This is a genomic window from Streptomyces sp. NPDC107500, from assembly GCF_055582785.1.
Genome location: NZ_JBVJPF010000002.1, coordinates 907,413 through 932,008, shown reverse-complemented (window position 1 = coordinate 932,008; position 24,596 = coordinate 907,413). Strand labels below are relative to the sequence as shown.

Annotated in this window: 19 protein-coding genes; 14 read left to right on the top strand and 5 right to left on the bottom strand. The window is 70.1% G+C overall.

Going from position 1 to position 24,596, the window contains the following annotated elements:
- Position 1 precedes the first annotated feature (1 nt).
- Genes ACZ67M_RS10165 through ACZ67M_RS10150 form a run of 4 tightly spaced genes read left to right on the top strand, consistent with a single transcriptional unit; the run spans position 2 to position 4,435 of the window.
- Entirely contained in the window at positions 2 to 1,684 is a 1,683-nt protein-coding gene (locus ACZ67M_RS10165; protein WP_469850706.1) for a GH3 auxin-responsive promoter family protein, read from the top strand.
- A 51-nt stretch (positions 1,685 to 1,735) separates the two neighbouring features.
- Positions 1,736 to 2,602 carry a class I SAM-dependent methyltransferase gene (locus ACZ67M_RS10160; RefSeq protein ID WP_469850424.1) on the top strand — a complete coding sequence of 289 codons (867 nt, stop codon included), beginning with the start codon at positions 1,736 to 1,738 and terminating at the stop codon, positions 2,600 to 2,602.
- Positions 2,599 to 3,729: a hypothetical protein gene (locus ACZ67M_RS10155; RefSeq protein WP_469850423.1), complete on the top strand. Its 1,131-nt coding sequence runs from the start codon at positions 2,599 to 2,601 to the stop codon at positions 3,727 to 3,729. Before ACZ67M_RS10160 ends, ACZ67M_RS10155 begins: the two co-directional genes overlap by 4 nt.
- A 25-nt stretch (positions 3,730 to 3,754) precedes the next feature.
- Positions 3,755 to 4,435, top strand: coding sequence for a DUF6182 family protein (locus ACZ67M_RS10150; protein ID WP_469850421.1), 681 nt, complete (start codon positions 3,755 to 3,757; stop codon positions 4,433 to 4,435).
- A gap of 92 nt (positions 4,436 to 4,527) precedes the next feature.
- Here ACZ67M_RS10150 and ACZ67M_RS10145 read toward each other — a convergent pair whose 3' ends face one another.
- The gene (locus tag ACZ67M_RS10145; protein ID WP_469850420.1) at positions 4,528 to 5,187 is read right to left on the bottom strand and encodes a hypothetical protein; all 660 of its coding nucleotides are present in this window, start codon (positions 5,185 to 5,187) and stop codon (positions 4,528 to 4,530) included.
- A gap of 288 nt (positions 5,188 to 5,475) precedes the next feature.
- Between ACZ67M_RS10145 and ACZ67M_RS10140 the strand changes: the two genes are divergently transcribed.
- On the top strand, positions 5,476 to 8,061 hold the full coding sequence (locus tag ACZ67M_RS10140) for an NACHT domain-containing protein (RefSeq protein WP_469850418.1): 2,586 nt from the start codon (positions 5,476 to 5,478) through the stop codon (positions 8,059 to 8,061).
- Positions 8,062 to 8,295: 234 nt separating this feature from the next.
- Positions 8,296 to 8,487 (top strand): hypothetical protein, encoded by a 192-nt coding sequence (locus ACZ67M_RS10135; RefSeq protein WP_469850416.1) that lies wholly within the window; start codon positions 8,296 to 8,298, stop codon positions 8,485 to 8,487.
- A 65-nt stretch (positions 8,488 to 8,552) separates the two neighbouring features.
- On the opposite strand, the gene ACZ67M_RS10130 is transcribed toward ACZ67M_RS10135, so the two are convergent.
- Entirely contained in the window at positions 8,553 to 8,750 is a 198-nt protein-coding gene (locus tag ACZ67M_RS10130; protein WP_469850414.1) for a DUF397 domain-containing protein, read from the bottom strand.
- On the bottom strand, positions 8,747 to 9,616 hold the full coding sequence (locus ACZ67M_RS10125; protein WP_469850413.1) for a helix-turn-helix domain-containing protein: 870 nt from the start codon (positions 9,614 to 9,616) through the stop codon (positions 8,747 to 8,749). The genes ACZ67M_RS10130 and ACZ67M_RS10125 overlap by 4 nt, the downstream gene beginning before the upstream one ends.
- Positions 9,617 to 9,760: 144 nt before the next feature.
- On the opposite strand from ACZ67M_RS10125, the gene ACZ67M_RS10120 reads away from it, so the two are divergent.
- The 5 genes from ACZ67M_RS10120 to ACZ67M_RS10100 all read left to right on the top strand — a co-directional run bounded on the left by ACZ67M_RS10120 (position 9,761) and on the right by ACZ67M_RS10100 (position 15,597).
- On the top strand, positions 9,761 to 10,273 hold the full coding sequence (locus ACZ67M_RS10120; protein WP_469850411.1) for an ATP-binding protein: 513 nt from the start codon (positions 9,761 to 9,763) through the stop codon (positions 10,271 to 10,273).
- A 398-nt stretch (positions 10,274 to 10,671) separates the two neighbouring features.
- Positions 10,672 to 11,190, top strand: a complete 519-nt coding sequence (locus ACZ67M_RS10115; protein WP_469850409.1) for a transglycosylase SLT domain-containing protein — start codon at positions 10,672 to 10,674, stop codon at positions 11,188 to 11,190.
- Between the two features lie 253 nt (positions 11,191 to 11,443).
- Complete coding sequence (locus tag ACZ67M_RS10110) at positions 11,444 to 14,056, top strand: serine/threonine-protein kinase (RefSeq protein ID WP_469850408.1); 2,613 nt, start codon at positions 11,444 to 11,446, stop codon at positions 14,054 to 14,056.
- Between the two features lie 483 nt (positions 14,057 to 14,539).
- Entirely contained in the window at positions 14,540 to 15,373 is an 834-nt protein-coding gene (locus ACZ67M_RS10105) for a beta family protein (RefSeq protein WP_469850406.1), read from the top strand.
- Positions 15,316 to 15,597: a beta family protein gene (locus ACZ67M_RS10100; protein WP_469850704.1), complete on the top strand. Its 282-nt coding sequence runs from the start codon at positions 15,316 to 15,318 to the stop codon at positions 15,595 to 15,597. The genes ACZ67M_RS10105 and ACZ67M_RS10100 overlap by 58 nt, the downstream gene beginning before the upstream one ends.
- A 340-nt stretch (positions 15,598 to 15,937) precedes the next feature.
- Here the strand turns inward: ACZ67M_RS10100 and ACZ67M_RS10095 are convergent, their stop codons facing one another.
- Both ACZ67M_RS10095 and ACZ67M_RS10090 read right to left on the bottom strand, forming a co-directional pair.
- Positions 15,938 to 16,138 (bottom strand): hypothetical protein, encoded by a 201-nt coding sequence (locus tag ACZ67M_RS10095; RefSeq protein WP_469850405.1) that lies wholly within the window; start codon positions 16,136 to 16,138, stop codon positions 15,938 to 15,940.
- A 101-nt stretch (positions 16,139 to 16,239) separates the two neighbouring features.
- The gene (locus ACZ67M_RS10090) at positions 16,240 to 17,001 is read right to left on the bottom strand and encodes a DUF6338 family protein (protein WP_469850403.1); all 762 of its coding nucleotides are present in this window, start codon (positions 16,999 to 17,001) and stop codon (positions 16,240 to 16,242) included.
- 281 nt (positions 17,002 to 17,282) lie between these two features.
- Here ACZ67M_RS10090 and ACZ67M_RS10085 point away from each other — a divergent pair, with 281 nt between their 5' ends.
- The 3 genes from ACZ67M_RS10085 to ACZ67M_RS10075 all read left to right on the top strand — a co-directional run bounded on the left by ACZ67M_RS10085 (position 17,283) and on the right by ACZ67M_RS10075 (position 24,596).
- Positions 17,283 to 20,003, top strand: a complete 2,721-nt coding sequence (locus ACZ67M_RS10085; protein WP_469850401.1) for a CHAT domain-containing protein — start codon at positions 17,283 to 17,285, stop codon at positions 20,001 to 20,003.
- Positions 20,004 to 20,280: 277 nt separating this feature from the next.
- Complete coding sequence (locus ACZ67M_RS10080; protein WP_469850399.1) at positions 20,281 to 21,480, top strand: serine/threonine-protein kinase; 1,200 nt, start codon at positions 20,281 to 20,283, stop codon at positions 21,478 to 21,480.
- 104 nt (positions 21,481 to 21,584) lie between these two features.
- Positions 21,585 to 24,596, top strand: a complete 3,012-nt coding sequence (locus ACZ67M_RS10075; protein ID WP_469850397.1) for an SNF2-related protein — start codon at positions 21,585 to 21,587, stop codon at positions 24,594 to 24,596.

Genomic DNA, 24,596 nt, shown 5'->3' with positions numbered 1-24,596 from the left:
CATGGGAGAGGAACTGTTCCCCGCCTACCGGCAGAGGGTGCTGGCCGAGCGGGACGGGCTGCGCAAGGCGCTCGGGGACGTGCGGGCGGCACAGGAAGGCGCCCTGCGGCACTTGCTGGACGCGAACGCCGACACCGAGTTCGGGCGGCGTCACGGGTTCGCCCGCTGCCGGGGTGTCGACGACTTCCGCGCGGCCGTCCCCATCGCCGACTACGAGGCCCTCGGCCCCTGGATGGAGGCCGCCGCCGCCGGCCGGCCCAACGTGCTGAGCGCCGATCCCCCCGTGGTCTTCTTCAAGAGCAGCGGCAGCACCGGCGACAGCAAACGGATACCGGTCACCCGGGAGTTCATGCGGACCTGCTTCTTCCCGCCCTACTACGCGGCCTGGGCGAACATCGTCGAGCACCACCCGGAAGCCGTCCGCAGGCCCGACGCCACGCTCAACCTCAAACACGACCCCGCGCCCGCCCCCGCCGCGACCCGCTCCGGCCACCCGCATCTCGGCGCCAGCCAGGTCGACTTCGGCCGCGCCTTCGGCGAACGGCTGTCGGCGGAACCGGGCAGCCGCGCCCCCTGGAGCACCCTGCCGTCGTTCGTGGACCCGGCCGACCACCTCCAGCGCTCCTACGTCCGGCTGCGCGCCGCCATGGCGCACGACGTGCGCTGCGTCATCGGCATCAACCCCGCCGTGGTGGCCGCGCTGCCCCACCAACTGGTCCAGTGGTGGCCGCGCCTGGTCAAGGACGTGCACGACGGCACGGTCGACGGCCGCCCGGGGCCCGAACCCGACCCGGAGCGCGCCCGGCTCCTGGACCGGCTCGCCGAACGTGCCGGCGGCCCGCTGCCCGCCCACGTCTGGCCGCGCATGGAGCTGCTGTTCTGCTGGACCACCGGACTGTCCTCGCTCTACCTTCCCCGGCTGCGCGAGGCGTTCGGGCCCCGGGTGAGCGCGCTGCCCGCTCCCGCGGCGGCGTCGGAGGGCTTCGTCGCGGTGGCCCTGGACCGGCATCCCACGGCCGGGTCGCCCGCGGTCACCGGCGGACTGCTGGAGTTCGTCGACGCCGACGACGACCTGCTCCCCGGCAGCGACACGCTGCTCTGCGACGAACTGACGCCGGGCGGCGAGTACCACGTCGTCCTCAGCCATGTCGGCGGCCTCTACCGGTACGCCCTCGGCGACGTGGTGCGCGTCGTGGACCGGACCGACGGCGTGCCCCGGCTCGAGTACGCCGGCCGCCGCACCCTGTCCGACGCCGCCGGTGAACGGCTGCGCGAGGGACACGTGGTGAGCGCCCTGCACGCCGCGACGCGGGCCACCGGCCTGGAGATCCGCAACGCCACCTGCCGCGTCACCGGGTCCGCCGCCCGGCCGGGCACTCCGGAACCCGGTGCGGACGGCCCGCAGCGGTACGCCTTCGCCGTGGAGCCGTTCGGCCGCTGGTCGCCCGAGGAGACCGAGGCGTTCGCCCGCGCCCTGGACACCGCGCTCGGCGGGCGGTCCGACGGCTACCGGGCGGCCCGGGTGAGCGCCCGCCTCGGCGCCCCCGACCTGCACCACGTCGCGCCCGGCGGGTTCGCCTCCGAGTGGCAGGACAGGGTCGCCCGCGGCACGCGGCCGGCCCAGGTGAAGGACCGGGTCTTCCAGAACGACGACGCGGCGTGGCGCCGGCTGCTCGACGCCTGAGCGGCCCGCACCCCGCACCCTCCCGATCTTCGAGATCCTCAAGGAGCATCCGTGGAAACACTCGACGCGGTCGCCAGGACCTCCCTCCTGACGGCGGCTCTGCGAGCCCAGGAGAGCAGGCGCCCGGACCGGCTGTTCCGGGACCCGTACGCCGCCCGGCTGGCCGGCGTCCTCGGCACCGACCTGTTCGGCCGGATCGGCGACGCCACCCGGCCGCACCGCACCGGCTCCGCGCGCCCGGTACCCAGCACGTTCGCCTACAACGCCATCAGGACCCGGTACTTCGACGACCTACTGCTCGCCCGCGTCGCGGAGGCCGACCGCCCCCAGGTCGTGATCGCCGCGGCCGGCATGGACACCCGGGCCCACCGGCTGCCCTGGCCGTGCCCCGTCGACGTCTTCGAACTCGACCGCCCGGCCGTCCTCGCCGCCAAGGAGTCCGTGCTGCGCACCGAGCCGGCACCCCCGCGGGCGGCCCGGCACCAGGTGGGCGCCGACCTGCTCGGCCCGGACTGGACCACCGCGCTCACCGAGGCCGGCTACGACCCGGACCGGCCCTCGGTCTGGCTGCTGGAGGGAATCCTCTACTACCTCACCGAGGAACAGGTCGGACAGGTGCTGGGCCGGGTGCGGGACGCCACCGCGCCCGGCAGCACGGTCGCCGCGGACCTGGTCAGCGCCACGGCCCTCACCGCACCCGCCGTCGCGCCGCTGCTCGCGGTGTTCGAGACCTGGGGCTGCCCGTGGCTGTCCGGGCACGACGAGCCGGAGGCGCTGTTCGCCGCGTACGGCATCAAGGCGACGGTCCGACAACCCGGCGAACCCGGCGCCGACTTCGGCCGCTGGCCCGACCCGGTCCCCCCGCGGCACGTCCCCGGGGCCGGCCGCGTCTTCCTCGTCCAGGGCCGGCGCCTGTGACCGCGCCCCGCCCGCGCGTGCTGATCGCGCCCGTCACCGTCACCCCCACCAAGGCGCTCGGCCTCAGCCACCTCAAGGGGCTGCTGTGGGTGGACGTGATGTACCGAGCCACGCGGATGCTGGCCGACCGTGACGTCGACTACCTCTACAGCAACACGACCTTCAACGGCACCCGGCAGACCGCCGGCTTCTGGGAGTACCTCGACCGCGTCCACGGCGACCTCGACCCGAGCGCGGTCACCGAGGACGAAGTGGGCCTGCTCTACACGGAGTTCCAGTCCCGCGGCGACCCGCCCGGCGACGCGGCCCTGCTGCCGTACGTCCGCGCCGTCGAGCAGACCGGCTGGACCCACCCGGTGAGCCGACGGCTGCTGGAGCTGTGGCGCGGCCACTTCGCCCGGCTGGGCATGCACGACCCGGGCCTCACCGCCACACGGCGGCCGGGGCTCGACTTCGAGGAGACGGTCGAACGGCTCGCCAAGCACGGACTCTGCCTGGACACGCGCGACGACGGCGGCCCCGTCTACCTGGACGCCACCGCCCAGGGACTGCCCCTGCGCCCAGCCACGTCCGCCACGGGCCGCCCCAACTACCTCGGCTGCGCCCTGCGCGACCTGCTTCCGGCGGCGGAGGAGTACGACGAGATCGTCCTGCTCCACGACCGCGAGCTGACGGAGGACTACGTCCTGCTCCAGAAGATCCTCGGCGCGCTCGGCGGCGCCCGCGCGCACCGCGTCTGTCTCGACCGGGTCCCGCTCGACGGCGTGGTGCGCTCCAGCCGCCACGGCGTCGCCCACGCGCACACCGTCGCCGGGCTGACCGGCGCGCTGCGGGACCAGGCGTCGCCGGAGGCCGTCCGGCTCGGCGTGCGGCTGTACTTCGTCGCCGGGCTCGGCAAGGGCGAGAACGGGCAGTCCTACCGCGAGGATCTCCTGCGCCAGACCGTCCAGCGCGCCGCCGGACTGCTCGCCCGCGAGGACCCGCCGTCCGCCCCGGACGCCCCGGAGTTCGTACGCCGGCAGACCGGCGGGCGGGCCCACGTGGATCCCTACCGGCTCACCTCCGCGCTGCTGCGCAGGCACCGGCCCGTGCCGCTGCGCGCCGTGGCAGCCGCCGCCTACCTCTGACCGCCCGGCACAAGGAGCGCACCCCGTGTTCACCCAGCGGTACCTCCAGGAGCACGCCGAACGCCGCGTCCGGGCCGCCCGCGCGCACCGGGTGCCCGAGCCGGACCGGACGGCCGTGACGGTCGTCCTGCGGCGCTTCGCGCCCACGACCTTCGCGCAGTCCGCCGTGGGCTACGCCCTGGACCTCCCGGACACCCTCAGCGAGCCGTGGCTGCGCGCATACACCCGCACGGTCTTCCTCTCCGGCAACCCCGACAACCTCCGTACGCGCTTCGCCTTCCACCACGTCAGCGCGGACGGCACGATGGCATGGACCCTGCCCGAGCAGACGGGTGAAACCCCGCCCCTGCGACGCCTCCTGCGCCTCTTCCCCACGGCCGCCCTGCCCCCACTGCCGGCCCACATCGACATCCCGCCCCGGACCGCCGCCTTGGCCACCTCCACCGCACGGCTCGACGTCGTCACCACCCGCGTCTCCCTCGCCGACTACCTCGTGCACGTCCACCACACCCTGGCCGAGGCGGTCCTGACCGGCCTGATCGGCCCGCACACCGCGGTCGAACTCCGCCACCTGCCCCGCCTCGACCCGGCCGAGGGCCCCTACACCACCCTCCGCGCCGTCCCCGACCGAGACGCCACCGACGGCCGGTTGCGCGCCTGCGCGGGGGTGGCCGTGGTCGGGCAGCACGGTGTGCCGACGCTCTGACCTTCGGGCCGTCACCGGCCGTACGCCCCGCGGGAGGCCCGCCACACTCGTCTCTTCTGCGGTAGGAACGTACGGCGATGTACAGGGGCTGCTCAGCCGTCCTGCGCCGGGGGCATGGTTCCCGGGAAGGTGCTGTGCATCAGGTCCTGGAGCCAGGCGGAGCCGTTCTTCGACTTCAGCTCGCCCATGAGGACCATCAGGCTGTCCCGCTGGAGGTGGCCCTGCTGGACCCACATCCCGATGACATTCTGGAGGAGGGCCAGGTCGTGCCGGGCGGAGGTGTCGTTGGCGGGCCGGTTGAGCTGCCGCTGGATGCCCTTGACCACCTCGAGGATGTCCGCGACCCCGCGCTCCTCCGCCTTGCCCGAGCTGCGGAGTTCGGCGAGGTCCATCGTGTACGTCATGGGTGTGTTCACGGCCTCGCCCGCCTCGACGGCCTTGATCGCCCGGACGATTGACTCCCGCGCCTCCGCGGCGCTGTCCAGGTCCCGGTGGTCCAGCTCGATGGTCCGCAGACCCTGTACGTCGAACGGAATGGTCTGGCCCTCGGAGATGATCTGGATGAAGGGCTTGCCGGTGGTGTGCCGCACCGCGAGTTCGTAGAAGACGTTCGGGTTCTGGTCGGTCAGATCGGCGATCACCAATCCGTCGCCGATAATCCGCTCGAGGACCTGTGTGCTGATCAGCCCCGAGGAGTCGATCTCGTCGGCCCTGGTCGCCTGATATCCGCATTGCAGGGCGGCCGGTCTCACGATGTGCCGGAGAATCTGGTCGCTGCGTCGCCGGATGTCCGATGCCTCCGCTCCGATCGGCGCAATGTAGAAACAACGGTGGGTCGCGGCTGGCGTTTCCATGTTCCCCCCAGGTCCATGAAGTGGGCGTCGGCAGTATATGGCGTCGCACTCTTCGAGTATTCGTCATACCTGATGGGGGATCAGGTTGAAATCGGGTGAATTGCCCTTCGGTGCGAGATGCAGACAGACGTCCCCATGAGCCACTAGGCTGACAGGTGAAGGTGCACGGAACCGGGGGGTTGAGCAGTGGACTTCACCTATACCGAGCAGACCTTGCCTCGCGCGGTGGCCTGGCTCTTCGAATCGAACGGCTACTCGGTCACCGAGGATGTCGCCGTCCAGGACGTGGTTTTCCCGCTCCTTGCGAAACAGATGGCGGGACTGGTCGAGCAGAAGGTATTCATCGAAGTCACGATCGACCATGTGAACATGGTCAAGCATCAGGGGCTCATAGCGAAACTGGCCCTGGCGCGGAAACAGGTGCTCGGTTCGCAGCAGGTTCTCGTCTCGTCCGGTGGATTCACCGACGAGGCGCGCGACCACGCGAAAATGGAAGGAATTCTGGTCTACACCTTCCAGGAGCTCTTCCGGCAGTTCGAGCGCACCGACCCGTATATCGAGCACATCCTGGGGGATGGTGAGTTCGCCGAGTCCCTGCGCGATCTGGACAAGGTCTACGAGGAACCCGACTTCGACGACGACCAAGGCGTGCACCGCGCCACCGAGTGGCTGACCCGCTGGGTGGGCGACGAGACCGAAACGTCCCGCTGGGTGGTGGTCGTCGGCGAGTACGGCACGGGGAAGACTGCCCTCACTCGGGTCCTCCAGCGGCGCTGGATGAGCGACTACCGTGAGGGTCGGCTGACCAGGCTGCCGTTCCGGGTGGAACTCAGGGACTTCAGCCGCCAGTTCGACGCCCGCGGGCTGCTCCACCACTTCCTCGACCGCAACGAACTGGCCCACCTCAACATAAGCTTCGTCGAGTCCATGATCGCCAACGGGCGGGTCATGCTCATCCTCGACGGCTACGACGAGATGGCCCAATTCCTCAACGTGCGGGAACGCAGGGCATGCCTGGAGGCGCTCACCGAACTCTCCGGCGACGGCGTCCGGGGCATCCTCACCAGCCGGCCCAACTACTTCACCGAGGCCGAGGAGCTTCAGGTCTTCGAGGTGCTCTACCGCAACCTCGACACCCGGTCCGAGATCGGCGCGGCATCCCTCGACAAGGAGGTCCTGGAACAGGAGCAGCAGGTCGACCGGATGCTGGAGCAGTTCGTCATCCAGCGCGCCGAGCGGCAATTGCGCGACCTCAGCCCGGACCAGACGATCCAGCTGGTGAAGAAGCGCCTTGGGAACGACCCCGCGGGCGAGAAGGCGGTCACCGGCATCCTCAGCCGGGTCTTCCGCCCCGAGAGCACCCGCGAGCACTCCCTCGGCGGCAAACCCGTCATCGTCAGCTATCTCCTGGACGTCGTCGAGGAACTCAAGCGCGACGAGGCCAGCGGTAGCGGCGGCAAGCTCACCGAGTGGCAGATCTACGAGCTGATCATCAACAAGCTGATGCTGCGCGACTGGGCTCGGGTGAAGAACCTCCCTCCGTCGGAACGCCTCGAGTTCCTGCGGCATCTCGCGGTCCGGCTCTCCTCCGAAAGCCGCCGGTCGATCCGCGAGGCCGCCTTCCGGGAACTCATCGAGGAGCGCTTCCACGGCTATCTCGTCAAACAGCGGGCCACCGGTACCGCCGACGCCGCCGACGCCCTCTTCGACGACCTGCGCTCCTCCTCCACGCTCACCCGCTCCCGTGAACCCGGCGAGTACGCCTGGCAGTTCTCGCACAACTCCCTGCGCGAGTACCTCGCCCTCACCTTCATGGTCAGCGAGCATCAGGCCGGCCGCTCGCTGCCACGGCAGATCCAGCTCACCGACGCGATGCTGACCTTCGCCCGGTCGATGCCGAAGGACGTCCTGGAGGGCTCCCTCGCGCAGCTCGCCATGGGCTGGCCCAACCGTAGCTACAGCAAGAGCCTGGACCGCATCCTGACGCTGCTCTGGCCCGCGCTCCTCCAGAACGCCTTCGCCACTGAGGACAAGCGGGACATCCTCGCCCGGATCGTCGGCCCCGGTCTGGACATTTCCAAGTCCCGGCTCAGTCAGGTCGATTTCTCCGCCGACAACCGGTCCTCGGATCTGCACCGGCTGAACGCCTCCGAGACCGAACTGTCGGGAGTCTCCTTCCGCGGGGCCCGGATCGAGCGGTCCAACTTCTCCGACTCGATCTTCGAGGCGTGCAATCTGTCCCAGGCGGTGGCCGACGGAGCCTCGTTCGAGCGGGCCCTCATCATGGACTGCGACATCACCGGCCTCCAGTGCGCCGAGGCCGACTTCACCGACCTGGACCGGGACTCGACCGCCGTGGTCAAGACCTCCCGGGGCACCCAGATCATCACCGGCGAGCACCTCGTCGGTCATCTGCGGGCACTGGGCGGGATCACCGACGACGTGAACCCGTACTACGTGTTCGCCACCAACCCCGACTTCGAGGTCATCGAGAAGATCTGCAAGGTCCTCGCAGACGGGGCGCAGCACCAGCGCCGTGGGGTCCAGCAGCGGGGCGCCGCCGAGCGGAACGTGCCGCTGGCCCGCAAGTTCCTGGAGTACCTCTTCGGCTGCGACTATCTGATAGTCAAGGGCGGGCGCAGTGAGATGATCAGCGCCACGAGCAGTGGCCGCCAGGCCTGCCACCGACTGGCAGTCGAGAAGAAGGTGGACGACACCCTGGGGCGCTTCCTGGAGGAGAACCTGGGCCGGCCGCGCAGGGCCGCCAAATAGCCACCGCCACCACTGCAACGGTGCTTGCCGTGGCTGCTCCCGTTGAGAGGGTCGGGGCGGGAGCGGCGTGGTCGTGGCTCAGATGTCCCAGGAGGGACCGGCCACCCCGGTGACCTGCAACGATGCCAGGGAATCGGTTGCTTCGAGCGACGCCAGGAGTACAACCGGCTCGACGAGGAAGGGCGCGAAACCTGGGGCCAGGCCCTCGAGCGTGCCGCCGCCGTCAACCAGGTCATGTCCTACCTGGACACCGACGGCGTCATCCCCCGCGCGTACGTCGTCCAGCGTTACCGCGACACGGACCCCCGGCGCCTCGCCCGCGAGGAGCTGAAGGCGCGGTCACTGCTGTTCCTCGCGGCGACCCGCGTCCGCGACACCCTGCGGTTCAGCTGGTATGGCAAGCCGAGTCCTTACCTGCCCAAGTAGGGGTGACCTGCCTGAGCCCTGTCCTCCTCGATCGGGAGGATGGGCTCACGCTTGACGTACGACCGTCAGGCCTCCCCGACGAACCCGGCCCACGCCTCGCGTGACACACGGACGACGGGTCCGGCCATGGCCTTGGAGTCCCGGATGTGTACGACTCCGGTACTGGCCGCGACCTCGACACAGTCGCCGCCCTCAGTTCCGCTGTAGCTGCTCTTGAACCAGGTGAGGTCGGGTGCGACGGTCGAGTACTCGGCGGTGTTCATAGCTCTCCCAGCAACCTCTCGATGAACTCAAGGGACTCTCGCGGAGTGAGAGCCTGTGATCGGATAATCCCATAGCGGGCCGCGGCAAGCGCCGTCTGCTCCGGGTCGGTCTGAAGGGTGCTGGTCGACTGTGCCTCGGCGTAGACGAACTTCGTGCCGTCCTTTCGCGTGACGACCGTGAACGGCCCGTTCACGCCCGCGTTGTCCTCGCAGACGGTTGGCATCACCTGGATTTCGACGTTGCGCTTCTGGCCGACCAACAGCAAATGTTCCAACTGACCTCGCAGCACGCCTTTGCCGCCGTACCGGTGCCGTAGTACCGACTCGTCCATGACGAAGCTCAGCAGAGGTGAAGGCCGACGGTCGAAGATGTCCTGCCGGGCCAGCCGAGCGGCCACGCGCTGCTCGATGGTCTCTTGGTCCAGGACCGGGCGCCGCATGGCGAGCAGCGCTCGCATGTACTCCTCGGTCTGAAGCAAGCCTTTGACCACGAGGGCGTCATATGCGAGCAGCTCGATGGCCTCCTTCTCCAGGGTCGCCATCCCCTGGAAGAACACCGGATACTGAGCCCGCTCCACCTGCTCCTTCCACACGGTCAGCAACCCGCCCGCGTCCAGAACCTCGTCGGCCCGCTCGATGGTCTTCGGCGACGGGATCCGCCGTCCCTGCTCGTACGACGCGACCGTGGACGCCGAATACCCGATGCGCCGCCCGAACTCCTCCCGCTCCAGCCCCGCCCGTACCCGCAGCGTCTTCATCGTCTGCCCGAACGCGACGACCACGGCCTGGCCGGACGTGTCCGCCGTCGCCCGTCCCGCGTCGTCCGCCACCACGGCGTCGGCCCCCTCGCGTGCCACCTCGGTCATCGCCACCGCCTCCCTGGCCCAACGGCGCCCCGGCGGCCTCGTCACGCCGCGCGGCTCGTACCCGTGCCGCCCCGACGCGTACAACGGGCCGCGTCAGTGCGTCACCACTGGTCACGCTACGCGACCGACGGCACCGTGGTCGGCGTGACGAGTCAACTCCCCAGTCCCATCAGCACCACCCAACCCACCTGTCCCAAGCTCAACTTGAACCGCACCTTCGAGATGCGTTTCACCTCCACCCCACGGGGTGCCCGCCTGGCCCGCCGGCTGGCCGCACACCGGTTGGACGCCTGGGGAATCCCGTACGGCACCGACCGGCACGAGGAGATCGTGCTGATCGTCGGTGAGCTGACCGCCAACGCGGCACGGCACGGCCATGTCCCCGGCCGGGACTTCCACCTGCTCCTGCATGCCGCGGGACCCGCCCGCACGGTCAGGATCGAGGTCACAGACACCCGTTCCGAACGCACACCACCAGAACCGGACGCCCTGCCCGCCGCCGCCCCACAGGAGACCAGCGGCAGAGGGCTGCTGCTGGTCGCGGGTCTCGCCACCCGCTGGGGCTGGCACCTCCGGCCGGGAGGCCCGGGCAAGACGGTCTGGGCGGAGTGCGTGCGGTGCGGTGACGCCGACCTTCCTGGCGACCCCGAAAGGTGACCGTGCCGTCCCGTTGAGTGAGGCTTCCGCCTCCGCAGGGTGACGAGGGGTATGCGCCGGGCGACCGGCTCTGTGAGGGCGCGCACAGGGCCCACGTCACACTGCGCCGGGGTTAGTAGACGACCGACGGCCGCACGCCCGCGTGGTCGCCAGCCGCCCCGGGCGATCACAGGGCCGGTCTGCGAAGCGGCGTAGTAGGTCACACACTTGTCGCGGCGCCCGGGCGTTCCGCAATGTGTTCGACGTACCGGGGAGCCGAGCGCCGGGACCGGACGGGAAGAGCCCGTCCGTGATCCAGACACCGGCCCTGATGACGCGAAGCCGCGTCCAACGCGGACACCGCGTCGCCGACCCCCCGTCGGCCTCCCCATCACGTTCCCGAATGGAGAGGTACACCCATGCACGCCATCCTGCGCCGCCCCAACATCCGCAAGTCCGCCGTGGCCTCCCTCGCCGCCGCGGGCGCCGCCGCCGTCACCCTCACCCTCGCCCCGAGCCCGGCGCACGCCGCCGAGCCGGCCAAGGCCTCCTCCGCGCAGACGAAGGCCCAGACCGACAAGATCAAGGACATCGTCAAGGCCGGCGAGAAGAAGCACGGCGACGACCTGGACGGCTGGATCCGCACCGCCCTGGACGTCATGGACGCCAAGAACATCCCGGGCTCCTACGAGGGTCTGCACCGCAACATCATGCGCGAGTCGTCCGGCAACCCGATGGCGCAGAACAACTGGGACGTCAACGCCCAGAACGGCATCCCCTCGAAGGGCCTGCTCCAGACGATTCAGCCCACCTTCGACGCCTACCACGTCAAGGGCACGAAGGACTCCATCACCGACCCGGTCGCCAACATCGTCGCCGCCTGCAACTACGCGGCCGACAAGTACGGCTCCATGGACAACGTCGACTCCGCCTACTGACCGGCGGACCCACTGACCGCCTGAGCCCCAGGGACACCGGTCCCGCGCGGAGGCCGGCGGGGCCCAGGCAGCACGGCGGGGCCGGAGGGACGACACGTCCCTCCGGCCCCGCCTGCGTCCCACCCCGCGCGGCCTTCGGGCCGGGCGGGGTTGTCGTTTCACGCTTGAGCGGTTGCCCCGTGGAACCGCTGCTGTTGACGTGGCGTCACGGTCGGGAGAGCGTTGCCGCGCAGAGACGTTCACAGGGGGGACCGTGGAGAATTTGCTGGCCGGGGATCCGCGGGAGGTCGGTCCGTACCGGCTGCTGAAGCGGCTCGGCGGCGGTGGTATGGGGCAGGTGTATCTCGGGCACTCGCGCGGCGGGCGGCTGGTGGCGGTGAAGGTGGTCCGGGCGGAGTACGCGGCGGATCCGGAGTTCTGCCGGCGGTTCGCGCGCGAGGTGGAGGCCGCCCGGCGGGTCGGGGGGTTCTACACGGCGCAGGTGGTGGACGCGGACACGGATGCCGATCCGCCCTGGCTGGCCTCGGCGTATGTCCCCGGGCCGTCCCTGGAGGCGGCGGTGCGTCGGCTCGGGCCGCTGCCGGAGCGGTCGCTCGGGCTGTTGGTGCCCGGCCTCGCCGAGGGGATCGCGGCGGTGCACGAGCGGGAGATGGTGCACCGCGACCTCAAGCCGGGCAACGTGCTGCTCGCGGCGGACGGCCCCCGGCTGATCGACTTCGGCATCGCGCAGGCGGCGCAGGAGACGCGGCTGACCGGAGCGGGACTGGCGATCGGAACGCCCGGATTCATGGCGCCGGAGTACGTGGTGGGCGGCGACGCGGGGCCGGCGGCGGACGTCTTCGCGCTGGGCGCGGTCCTCGCGTACGCGGCCACGGGCCGCGCACCGTTCGGCACGGGTGCGGCGCACGTGGTGAACTACCGGGCGGTGCACGAGGAGCCGGACCTCACCGGGGTACCGGCCGGCCTGGCCGGGCTTGCTGCGCAGTGCCTGGCCAAGGACCCGGCCGCGCGGCCGACGCCGGCCCACATCCTGGACACGATGCCCGCGGCGAACGGCATGGCGCAGTCGTGGCTGCCGCCCGATCTGGCGACGATGGTCGACGAGCGGAACCACGACGCGCGAGACGCCGGAGGCAGGGGGCCGGGGCCGACCACGACCGCCGCGAGGGGCGGACGCGAGCCGGTGCCCACAGCGCGGGAGTGGGCGCTGGAACGCCGGGAACGGCAGCGGCAACGGGCAGAGGGCAGGCACCCCCGGTTGCTGGCCGGCGCGGAGCTGGTGGCCGCCAGGATCACCGAAGCCGGGGCCCGGGCCCGGGCACTGGCCCAAGTGGCTGCCGGACGACTCCGCGGCGACACCCAGCACGGGACGGCACTCGTCGTGGAGGCGTTTCGCGCTGCCGTGGGCGCGCCGGACGTGGTGGCGCGGGCACAGGCGCTCGCTGAGGTGGCCGCAGCGCTGGCACCGGTGGATGCACAGCGCTCGAAGGCGGCCGCGCAGCGAGCGCTGGACATGGCAACGGAGGTGAGGGGCTTTCGCACCAAGCAGACGCGCATGGCGGCGCTGAGCGCGGCGGCGGCTGCGCTGGCTCCTACTGAACCCGCGCAAGCGGAGGCCATCGCCAGGGGACTCGGTTCCGCCCCTGCACGGGTCGAAGCGCTGGCGAAGGTCGCCGAGCGGATGGCCATGACGGACCCGCACCGTGCCGAACGGATCGCCCGGGAACTGCCCGCGGAGACTCACCAGTGGCGGTCCGCGGGCATCCTCGACCAGGTCGTGAAGGGAATGGCGGCCCAGGACCCCCGGCGCGCCGAGCGTGTCGCCCGCGACCTCCCCACACCGAACCAGCGGAAGGGCGCGCTGCTGGAGCTGGTGACCACGCTTGCACCGTTGGATCCGCAGACGGCCGAGCGCGTCGCCCGAAGCCTCTCCGACGAGAACGAGCGGACTTCGGCACTGTCCCGGATCTTCCAGCGCGTACTGGAGACGGACCTGGAAGCCGCCGAACGGCTCGCCCGCACCATGGTCGACGAGGAGGAACGGGCCAACGCTCTGTACACCGTGGCCGCCGAGCTGCGCGACACGGACCCGGAGCGGGCCCTGGCCGTCGCGAGGCGCATCCCGGAGGACTTGCGGACCTTGGCCCTCGCGGACATCGCCCAGAGCCTGGCCCCCGAACACCCCGCGCGGGCGGAGCAGCTGTACCAGGAAGCCGAACTGCTGGCGGCCGAAGCCCAGGACGAGGAACAGGGCCCCACCGCCAGGCTGTGGATCGCCGCCGCCCGGGGCTCTGCGGACCCTGAGCGCAGGCGGCAGGGGCTCCTGGAATTCCCGCAGGGCGACTACGCATGGGGGTTGGCCGTGCTGTCCTCCGGGCTGGTGCGCACACGGCCCGCGCAGGCGCTGGAGCTGCTGGAGGAGTGCGAACGGATGGCCCGCGACCTCACCGCGGACGACCGGATGCCGGTGCTGACGAGCCTCGTCGTGGTCGCCGCGGAGCTCGATCCGGACTGGGCGGCCCGGGTGGCCCTGGAAGCCTGCGCCCTGGAGGCGCAGTTCCGCCAACACGCTCTGCAGGAGATGGCCAGTAGGCTGGTCGACCTCGCCCCTGAGACCGCCGCGACCATCGCGGCCGAGGCGGTCCATGCCATCCGTAAGGAGTACGGCGACAGTACCCATATCGTCTGTGACGCGCTGGTCACCCTGGCCGAGGCCGACACCGAGAGCGCGGTACAGCTCGCCATGGCGGGCCGTAGCGCCCGGGACGCGGACAGACTGCTGGCGAGGCTCGTCGACGGCTTGCTGGCGGAGGCCGCCGAACAGGCCGGGCGCGCGGGGAGACCGGGCATGGGTTCAACAACGTGACTGGAGGCCAAGCCTCACCCGAAGCCAACCTGGGCTCGGTGCACCACTTCTTCCCGGGCGGCAATCGAGCCCACAGGTCAACCGACCTCTGCCACGCTGTGCCCCTTGCTTCCAAGGGGCACGACATCCCGCCCCTCAGATGTCCCGGGAGAGACCAGCCAGCGCCATGACCTGCAGTGATAGTCGATCACGGGGCGCTGACCTGCGCGAATAGGCTTTCGGTTGTTTCACGTTCGTGCCTGTTGATGCAGCCGGAAGTCCCAGGAAAGTCCCAGGGTGACACCCCTTGCTCATGGCCGACCACCCTTCAAGCGGTCTGACCGACCACCGAGCATCACGAAGCGGACACTCGCGTCACACCCTCACCAGGCACTTGCGCACATCGGCCACGCGGGCCGAAATCTCCCTCTTTTCAACTGCTCCGAGGTGAATGAACCCTGGCGGGAAGGGACGCGCACGGACGGTGCCGAGGGGGGAACCGCGATGTCCGGACCGCTCTACGTTCCCGTTCTGCCGACGAAGCCGCACGCGGCCGGGGCCTTCCGGCGGCTCTGGCCGGACGTCCAGGTTGCGATCAGGCCGCTGTGGAACCTGCCGCCATTGCCCGGGGTGCTGCCGGAGACGCTGGGTACGATGATCGGCACGTACGTCGATCGGGTGAGTGCCGTGAGCCGTCACGGTGGATGGATCGACGCTCCCTTCGCTGAGGACGCGCAAACCGCCGCCCTCGCCGAAGCGCTGGCCGTCTACTGCGAGTTGGGACGGCTTCGACCGGTCACCGGGCCGGAGAGGACCGCGGAGCAGCAAGCGGCCGCCGTGGAGACGGCCCGGCGCTGCCAGCGCGGCCTAGGCGTACGGGTGCGAGTCACGGGGGAGTGGGACGGCCGCCTCGGAGAGGGCGTCAGGGGCCTGCTGGCGCTGACCGGTCCGGAGATGCCCCTGCATCTGCTTCTCGACATGGGCGCGGTCCTCGACGACCGGCCCGACGCGGGCAAGGAGGCGCTGCGCGCCCTCGACGCCCTGATGCCCTTGGCCGTCTGGCGGGGCGCCGCCCTGCTCGGAGGCGGCTTTCCGCGGGCCACCGCCGACATGCTGGAGGAGGGATCGTGCGAGGTGTCGCGGGCGGAGTGGCGCATGTGGCACGAGGCGCGCGCGACGGGGCGCGCCTACGCCCCGCTGCTTGGCTACGGCGATTACGGAGTGCAGCCCCCCGGCGCCCTCGCGCAGGCCCCGACGCCGGGGAGGAAGGGTGGCCCGCCCTGGGGGGGGCGCTCCGTTACACGACCGACAGTTCGTACTTCGTCGTCAAGACACTGACCCGAGGGCCGGACCGGGTCGCCGTCAACCGTGCCGCGGCCCGCCGGATCGTCGAACTGGCTGAATTCCGGGGTTCTGGGGCCGGGCCGGGTGAGGAGTGGCTGAGTGACTGTGTGAACGGCCCGCTCACGAGCAGCGAAGGTGTGGGCGGGCCCACGGAGTGGCTGAAGGCGGGGAACCTCCAGCACATGACCCACGTCGTACGGAGCCTGTCCGACGAGTGAACGGGCCGTCGGCCAGGCTCCGAGGAACCCGGCCGTCCTACGCGCGGCTCAGTCGATCAGCGGCGCCGGCGCGGGCTCGCCCGACAGGATCCGCCAGGCGCGTACCCGCACCGTCCGGCTCACCGGACAGGGTTTGGCGCCGTGGCCCCCGGAGGGCAGGCCGGTGAGCAGGTCACCTCGCGCGTGGAGGAGCCGGAGGTGCCGCACGGGTCCGAGCCGGGCCCCGGCCCGAGGTTGATGAGCACCGCCGTGTTCTCGCCGGCGTCGGTGAACAGCAGGTCCACCGGGCGCCCGCCCACGAGTACGTCCGCTCCAGATCGGTGATCCCCCGTCCGGTCAGTTACCGCTGCAGGCGGTCGGCGAGATCCTCGCGGGCCTCGGCCGCAGGGCCGGGCGTGCCCGCTTCGGCTGGAGCGCCGTCGTCGCCCGCTTCCAGCGGCGCCGAGCGTGCGGGGAGGAGGGCCGGCAAGCCGCTCTGCTCCTGCCACAACGCGAGGCTGCCGACGGTGAGCAGCTGCGACTTGGCCCGGGTGACCGCCACGTTCCACAGGTCGACCTGGCTCGCGACCTAGTGCCTGGTCCAGGGCGGGGTGTTGAGCGCCGTTTCATTCTTCGTCGGCCGTGCCGGCGCCGTTGTCCGGCTCAGCGGTCGGAGCCGGCGTCGGCGGAGCCTGAGTCGGCTCGGGCCGATTGCCGACGGGCCGGTACCCCCTCTTCCCGTTGGGGTCCAACTGTGGTCGTGTCTCGGTCACCTGCCGTGTCCCCTTCTTCGGCCCCGGGAAGTACCTCGATGAAGTCGAGGAACTCCACATCATCCATCCGAATATAGATTCCGCCGGAACGCGGCAGTGGACGTTCGAAGGATCCGGCGCCGGACATGGCCCATGCGGTCTGCAAGTACAGGTCTGCGGCTTCCGGATAGCCAGAGCTGTAGGACCGCCCCCCGTAGTACCCGCCTACCCAGAGGCCGCTCTTCAGACGGGCGCGTACCAGACAGTGGCTCCTGCGCTGGAAGACCTTGTCCCATGCGGTGGGGGTCGGGTCGTAGGTGGACCGGCTTCCTCGCGAGCCCAGCCATGAGGTGAGCCAGGCGGCAGCGGCCGGCACCACGATCAACAGGGTCGTCGCCGTCAGCGCGGCGACGCGAGGGTTGTCGGCCGCGCCGGTCAGCCAGCCCCGGCGACGGTCGTAGACGAGATGCACCAACCATGGGCCGGCGAGCAGGACGTAGAGGGTGTCGAGAGCGATACCCGCGGTCACGGCTCGGAGTATGCGCTCTCCGAGGTCTCTGTGACCCGGGACCGGGCCACGGGCGCGTTCGCGGACGAACTGGTAAGTCACGCCGGGGAGCACCAGAAGAAGAACGATCACTACCTGGGTGACTGTGGTGGGCGCGTGCGGCATCGTCGTATGCCCTTCCGAACAGCGGGTGCAGGATCCTCGCGACCTGATGGCCCAATGTCGCCTGATCCCACGATGACTTGCAGGTACCACAGACATACTGGCGTGATGATTGCCCACTGTTGGGGAGGCTGGGACAACTGATGCATGACCATCTGCTGCGCCTACGCACTACGTGGGTTGACAGTCTCGCAGCTCGGGTCTGCCACGGTCTCAGGCCAGAGACATGCCGCTCCGACATGTTCCCCTCATGGGTCGCGGATGATCAACTGACACTCGCCACTGTGCTGACCCGCGTCGCGACGGACGACATTGAGTGCCGCTCTCCGCAGACCATTAGCGATCGACTTCGATCGACCGGCCTCGTCCTCCCAGGAGTACCCGGATCGGTGGTGGCCCGCGACCTTGTCATGCCGGTCCTCCGCACGGTCCGCAAGGGCGGCGTGCCGTGGGAACAGTGGTGGGATGTGTACGGACTGCACGCCTTGCTGATCGAGTTGTGGGCGGGACGCCGACTGTCGACACATCCACCGGAGAAGGTCCGCGACGAGCTCAAGGCAGTCTGGTGCCTTGAGGACGACCGGGTTGTAGACGCCGTCCTGGACAACACGGAGGACCCCTTCACCTTCCTGCCCACGGATCTCCTGCACGAGTCCGCCACCGGAACGGCGAGGGGGTGCACGCAGTTCCTCGTCACCAGAGGCTTGATGAAGATCACCCTCCCAGACGCCTTCCTGAGCAACAGGCCAGGGCTGGCCGACAGGCCGGAGCTCACGGAGGTTCTGAAACGCTGGTACCACCGCGTCGATCTAGAAGAGACTGTGCAGCGTGTCCGGGGTCTTTCGCCAGACCTCTTGACCGGTTTACGCAGAGATTTCGAAGCGTGGGATGCCCGAATGGGCCAGCTGGCCTCTCACTTGACGGCACAGGAGGTCAAGCTGTTCACGCCCATGACGGAGGATGAGCGGTACGGCGAGGAGTGCCTTCGGGCGGGCTGGGGCCTGCTTCGAGCCGAACTGGACCCAGACGACGCTTTATTGTGGCAACCGGATTCCATCGCCCGGGATTCCTCGGTGCCCGATTGGATGGCCGAGGAAATCATCACGTGCGGTACCCGCTTTTTCCACAGGCAGGCAGGTCCTCACCCCGTCTGGTTGGCCACAGTGGAGACGGACGCGCATATGACGGCCGTGCGAATGCTGATGGAGCTGCCAACACGGTACGCCTTCGGGGTCGAAGACTACGATGATGGTCTGAGACTGTGGTTCCAGTTCCCCGCACATCCGGCCGACCCCGACCGTCCCTTCCGGGCCCCCTACACCTACTCCCTCTCCTGGGTGGAACATGCTCTGGAACTCCTCCATCTTGCGACCGTTGGGTACGCCCGTCTCAGCGTCGTCCGGCTGGTAGGCGACGGTGAGCTCAGGGCAGTGGGCAGTATCCGGCTCGGTCTGCCGGAAGAGGTGTGCACCCGGGTAAAGGAAGCCTCGATCGCAGCGCTTCGTCGGCTGGTCGGTGACGAGACGCAGACGATAAGGCAGAGGATCGCCCTTGAGGGCCGAGACCAGGCCGCAGAGGTCGCCTTCCAGACCTGTGAAACCGCCAAGGGCGAGGACATTCATGACGAGCTAGCCCTGGAGTCCGACGCCCCTGAGTACCAGTCCTTCATCGCAGCCGCACGCCATCTCGCCTGGCTTCGCTCTCGGTATGCCGCCGACCTGCTCGACGGGAAAGGTCCGTTGGAGGGAGATACGGAACTGAAGGCCGCTGCCGAGGACAGGCAGAGAGCTCTGGAACTGCTTCGGGCGGCCACGGGGCGGGGGAAGGGCAAGCCACGATGGACTGACCGCTCCGACAGACCCTCCGTGGACGAACAGACTGCGTTCGTCCACCTCATCAACCGGTACGGAACTCTCCAGCTTGCGGTGTGCCGGACCCGTGCGGGCCACTCGCACTTCGATCTAGTTACGTGTGAGGGGTTTCCCCTCGTACCTCTCGCCGGTGCGGTCGATGAATGGACGCGGCAAGCACCGGATCACCCCCAACGTAAGTGGCACGACTACCTGGAGCAGTTGGTTACTGAGTGCGGTGGGCCGGCACAAGCCATCATCGAGACGGTTACGCCCCATGAAGTCCGTCGGTTGGTGCTCAGCCCCACAGCTCCGCTGGAGCTCCTGCCCCTTCACGCAGCTCCGCTCGGCAGCGCGCGCACCTCCACCTTGATCGATGCTTTCGAGCAGGTGGTCTACGCCCCTACGGCTCGACTCATGTCCGCCACCGAGAATTCCCAGCGGCAAGCGGCTGTGGTCGAGGTGCTGGTAGTGGCACACAGCGGTGGTCACCTCCCCGGCCTCGAGCTGATTGGCGGCCCACTGTGCGAAGCCCATGTGATCAAAGGTCTTCACGACAGCGTGGAAGTTGTCATGGAAGAGGAGGCGACTCCGGCCCGCGCTTTTCACATGATGCCCATGGCCCGGATCGTCCACGTCGCGGCACACGGCTTGACCCACCCGAATCGCTGGGCCGCCGGGCTCGCCCTGCACGGCGGTTCGCTCGGGAAGGCCATGCTCACTTCCAGCGGGATCCTCGCAGACGGGACCTTCTCCAGTGTCGAACTGGTCATCCTGAACGCTTGCAGAACAGGCACGCACGAAGGCACCGGTCGCACCGTGCAGACCTTGCGCAGCATCGAGTCCGCGTTCCTCGCCCGCGGCGCGAAAGCGGTCATCTCCACCCTGTGGGACATCACGGATCTGCAAGGTGTCGTGTTCTCTGCCGTGCTCCACGCACACCTCGGTGCTGGATTGGACTCCCACAGCGCTTACGCCGACACCATCCGCTACCTACGTGAGTATCGGTGGCACGTGCCCTCTGGGGCAGGACCGGCGGGCGCCGCCGAATCAGCCATCGACACGATACTTCCGGACTGGCGGAGCCACCTTGACCAGCAGGTCGCCGAGAATCCCTTGTTCTGGGCCGCATTCAAGATCACTGGAGTCGTCTGAGTCACGCGCTCACGGTCGCAGCTTCGCGCGTGCTGTTCAGCACGGAGAGGGAAGTCTCAAGGAGAGCGGTGTCCGGTCTTGCTGTGATGGATCTCGATCTGAATTGCCACCGTGTGGCCGCGGTATTTCGCCTCGGTCAGGAGTTGAGCGAGCGGGCCCGGCGTCCGCACCTGGCGGCGAACGCGGAGCGCGCGGCCTTGCATAGACTGACTGCGTTCTGGGCCGGTCCGCCTTCCAGAGCAGCGGTCGCAGGTCACGCAGGGGAGGCTTCGGCGACGTGGAACCACTGAGGGACGAGGATCCGAGGGAGATCGGGGGCTTCTCGCTCGTATGCCGGATCGGGTCCGGCGGCATGGGAGAGGTGTTTCTCGGGGAGTCCGCGGCCGGTCACCAGGCCGCCGTGAAGGTCATCAAGCCGTCGGTCCTCGACGAGGACACCCGGGCGCGCTTCGTGTCCGAAGTGGACAGTCTGCGCACGGTGTACGGGCCGTTCGTCGCGGCGTTCGTGGGCGCGGACGCGGACGCGGACCAGCCCTGGCTCGCCGTGGAGTACGTCCCCGGACCGGACCTGCGCACGCTCGTCACCGGACAGGGGCCGCTGCCGCTCGCCGAGACCGCCAGCCTGGGCGCGTTGCTGGCGGAGGGTCTCGGCACGGTGCACGACGCGGGGCTGCTCCACCGGGATCTGAAGCCTCCGAACATCCTGCTGTCCCCGTACGGCCCGAAGGTGATCGACTTCGGTCTCGCCGTGCTCGCGGAACGCCGTACCACACTGACGGCGACCGGCTTCGTCGTCGGCAGCGTGCTCTGCATGCCGCCGGAGCAGGCCCGGGGCGAGCACCGGCTGGACAGGTCGGCCGACGTCTACGCACTGGGTGCCGTCCTGCTGTTCGCCGCGACCGGGCACTACCCGTACGAGGGGCCGACCTGGCAGGCCGTCGCCCTGAAGATCGAGGACCCGCACACTCCGCCCGACCTCACGGGTGTCCCACCGGAGCTGGCACCGCTGATCACGGACATGCTGGCCCCGGATCCGACTGCGCGGCCGGCCCTGCCAGAGGTCATCGAGCGGTTGGTACGGGTCATCCGGGACCAGGGGCTGACCGCTCTCCAGGCCAAGCGCCGCCTGACCGACCTGACGCCCGAGACCGTCGTGCCCCACCTTCCCGCGCCACCCCCCGGCCCGGCTCCCGGAACCGGCACCTCCGCCTACACGCCCGGCACCATCGACCCGACGGCGGTCGAGGACGGGGAACGGCCGGACACGTCGGTACCCGCCGGGACCGGGCGGCGCGACGCCGATGCCGAAGACGGCGAGGAAGCCGAGAGCGCCGTCACTCTCACCCCGCACGAGAGCGTCCCCGACGCGGGTGGGGTCCCGCCCCGAAGCCGCGGGGCCATCGGCGTCCGCTCCTCGGCACCCCTGAGGATCGCCGAGCGGATCCGCGCCGCGTACGCCCGAGAGGCACGCTTCTGAGCAGCCGCGGTCCGCGTCCCGAAGCCCGTACGGACCCCTCCGCCTCCGTGACAGACTTGCCGTCGCAGGACCGCACGACGCACGGGAAGACGAAGGGGCCGCGGGTGACCGACCAGGGGGCGACACAGGAGGGGACCCGGTTCCCGCCGGGGGCGCAGATCTCCGTACGGGACGAGGAGTGGCTGGTCCGCAACACCACCACGACCGACCACGACGGGGAACGGATCGAGGCGGTCGGCGTCTCGGAGTTCGTGCGCGATGAGGAGGCCGTCTTCTTCAGCGGCATCGACGAGGTGGAACTGCTCGATCCGGAGAAGACCCGCCTGATCCCCGACACCTCCTCGTACTTCCGCAGCAGCCGCCTCTTCCTCGAAGCCGTCCTGCGCAAAACCCCGCTGCCCCAGTCGGAGCGCGGCCTCGCCCTCGCGGACGGCTTCCTGCTGGACCCGCTCGTCTACCAGCAGCGCCCCGCCGAACTGGCCCTGTCGATGCGCAATCTGCGCCCGCGGGTCCTGATCGCCGATGTGGTGGGTCTCGGCAAGACGCTGGAGATCGGCCTGACCCTCGCGGAGCTGATCCGTCGCGGTCGGGGCGAGCGCATCCTGGTCGTGACGCCGCAGAGCATCCTGGAGCAGTTCCAGCACGAGCTGTGGACCCGCTTCTCGATCCCGCTCGTGCGGCTCGACTCGCTCGGCGTCCAGCGCATCCAGCGCGAGCTGCCGGCCGGCCGGAACCCGTTCACGCACTACAAGCGCGTGATCATCTCCGTGGACACCCTCAAGAACATCGGCCAGTACCGGCACCACCTGGAGCGCATCCGCTGGGACGCCGTCGTCATCGACGAGTCCCACAACCTGATCAACCCGGGCAGCCAGCGCCGCGCCCTCGCCGAGATCCTCGCCCCGCGCACGGACGCCCTGCTGCTGGCCAGCGCCACCCCGCACAACGGTGACAAGCGGTCCTTCGCCGACCTGATCTCCTTGCTCGACCCGGCCGCCATCGCCGACCGCGACCACTATGACCCGGCCGAGGACCTCGGCCACCTCTACATCCGGCGCACCAAGATCAGCCGCGAGGTCCGGGACGAGATGGGCACCGAGTGGCCCGACCGCGGCCCCACCGTCTCCCTCCACTGTGCCGCCACCGAGGCCGAGGAGCGGGTCTTCGCCGAACTGGCCGAGCACTGGATTCCCGCCGCGCCGAAGAGCACGGAGTTCGGCACGGCGGACGAGGATCCCGCCTCGGTCGCCACCGAAGCCGTCTTCGCCTACAACCTGCTCAAGACGTTCCTTTCCTCCCACGTCGCTCTCGGCGAGACGGTCGCCAACCGCATCACCGCGCTGGGCGACAGGGTCCGCAGGGCCGAGGAGAAGGGGCTGCGCCCCGACCCGGCCATCGCCGGAGAGCAGGCCGCCCTCGCCCGGCTGCGGGAGATCGTCGCCGGCATGGGAGACGGCAGCGCGCCCGGCGACTCCGCCAAACTCGACGCGCTCGTCCAGCAGTTGCGGGCGATCGGCGTCGGCCCCCGGTCCACCAAACGGGCCGTGATCTTCTCCGAGCGCGTCCGCACGCTCAAGTGGCTGGCCGAGGTCGTTCCCGCCCGGCTGGGCTTCCCCGTCGCGGCCGACGGCACGGTGAAGGCCGTGTCCGTGATGCACGGCGGCCTCAGCGACGATGAACAGGGCGACGTCCTGGAGGCGTTCGGCCTCGCCGACACCCCGGTCCGGCTGCTGTTCACCGGCGACGTCGCCTCCGAGGGCGTCAACCTGCACCGCCAGTGCCACCACCTGATCCACTACGACATCCCATGGTCGCTGATCCGCATCGAGCAGCGCAACGGCCGCATCGACCGGTACGGGCAGACGTACGAGCCCCAGTTCAGGGCGCTGATCCTCAGCTCGGCCGTACCCGGCGCCAAGGACGACCGCACGGTCGCCGAGAAGCTGCTCCGCCGTGAGGAGGAGGCACACAAACTGGACGGCACCGCCGAGGCCGTGTCCGGTTTCTACCGCGCCGAGGAGGAAGAGCGCCGGCTCATCAAGGAGCTGGTCCGCGGCGGCACCGTCGAGGACTTCCTGGACGACGGTCCCGGCGCCGACGACACCGCCCTGGCCGACCTGTTCGGCCAGGTGGACACGATCACCGAGCAGGAGCTGCCCGCACGCGCCGAACTGATCTCGCTCTTCGAAGGCGACACCGCCGCCTTCGTCGCCACCGCCCTCGACGAGGTCTACCAGGAGCGCGCCGAGGACGCGATCGGCCTTTCCTCCGGCACCGACGCCAAGGGCGGCGCCTATTTCTCGCTCTCTCCCGCCCAGGCCCCCGACCTGCTCCACCGCCTCAAGGCCCTCCCGCCCTCCTATCTCAAGGAGCAGCGGGTCGCCGAGCGGATGCTGGTCACCTTCGACCGTACCCTCGCGCAGCGCAAGCTCACCGAGGCCAGAGACAGCAGCACCAGCATGTGGCCGGAGGTCTCCTTCCTCACCGACATCCACCCGGTGGTGGAATGGCTGACGGACAAGGTCCTCGTCGAGTTCGGCCGCCAGGAAGCCCCGGTCATCACCACGCCGCACGTGGACAGCCCTGTCTTCCTGGTCCAGGGCATCCACTCCAACGCCCTGGGCCGCCCCACCGTGGTGCGCTGGATGGCCGTCACCGGGCTCGGCGCCGACGGCACCGGCACACCCGAGGTGCGGCCCATGGCCGACGCGCTGCGCGATGCGAAGGTCGGCCCCCGGCTCGCCCGCACCGGCGGCCCGCGCGACCTGGACCGGCTCCAGACCCTCGTGCCCGCCGCCGTCGCCGCGGCCCGCCACCACCTGGACGAGGGAAGGGACCAGTGGGAGGAGCGGATCAGCGAGCCTCTCGCCGCCTACCGCGCCCACGTCGCCCAGTGGCGCACCGACTCCCTGCTGCCCGGAGTCACGGGCCGCCGCGAACGCGTCGTCGAGGAGACCGCCGACGAACTGGCCCGGCTCCTCGACCAACTGCACACCACCGGCCGCCCGCTGCTGCGCGTCCTCGCCGTCCTCGCCCGCCCCGGCGGCCCGGACACCCCCGAAGCCGACGAGCCCGCAGCCGACGCCCACCCGTCCGACGCCCAGGCGGAGAACTGA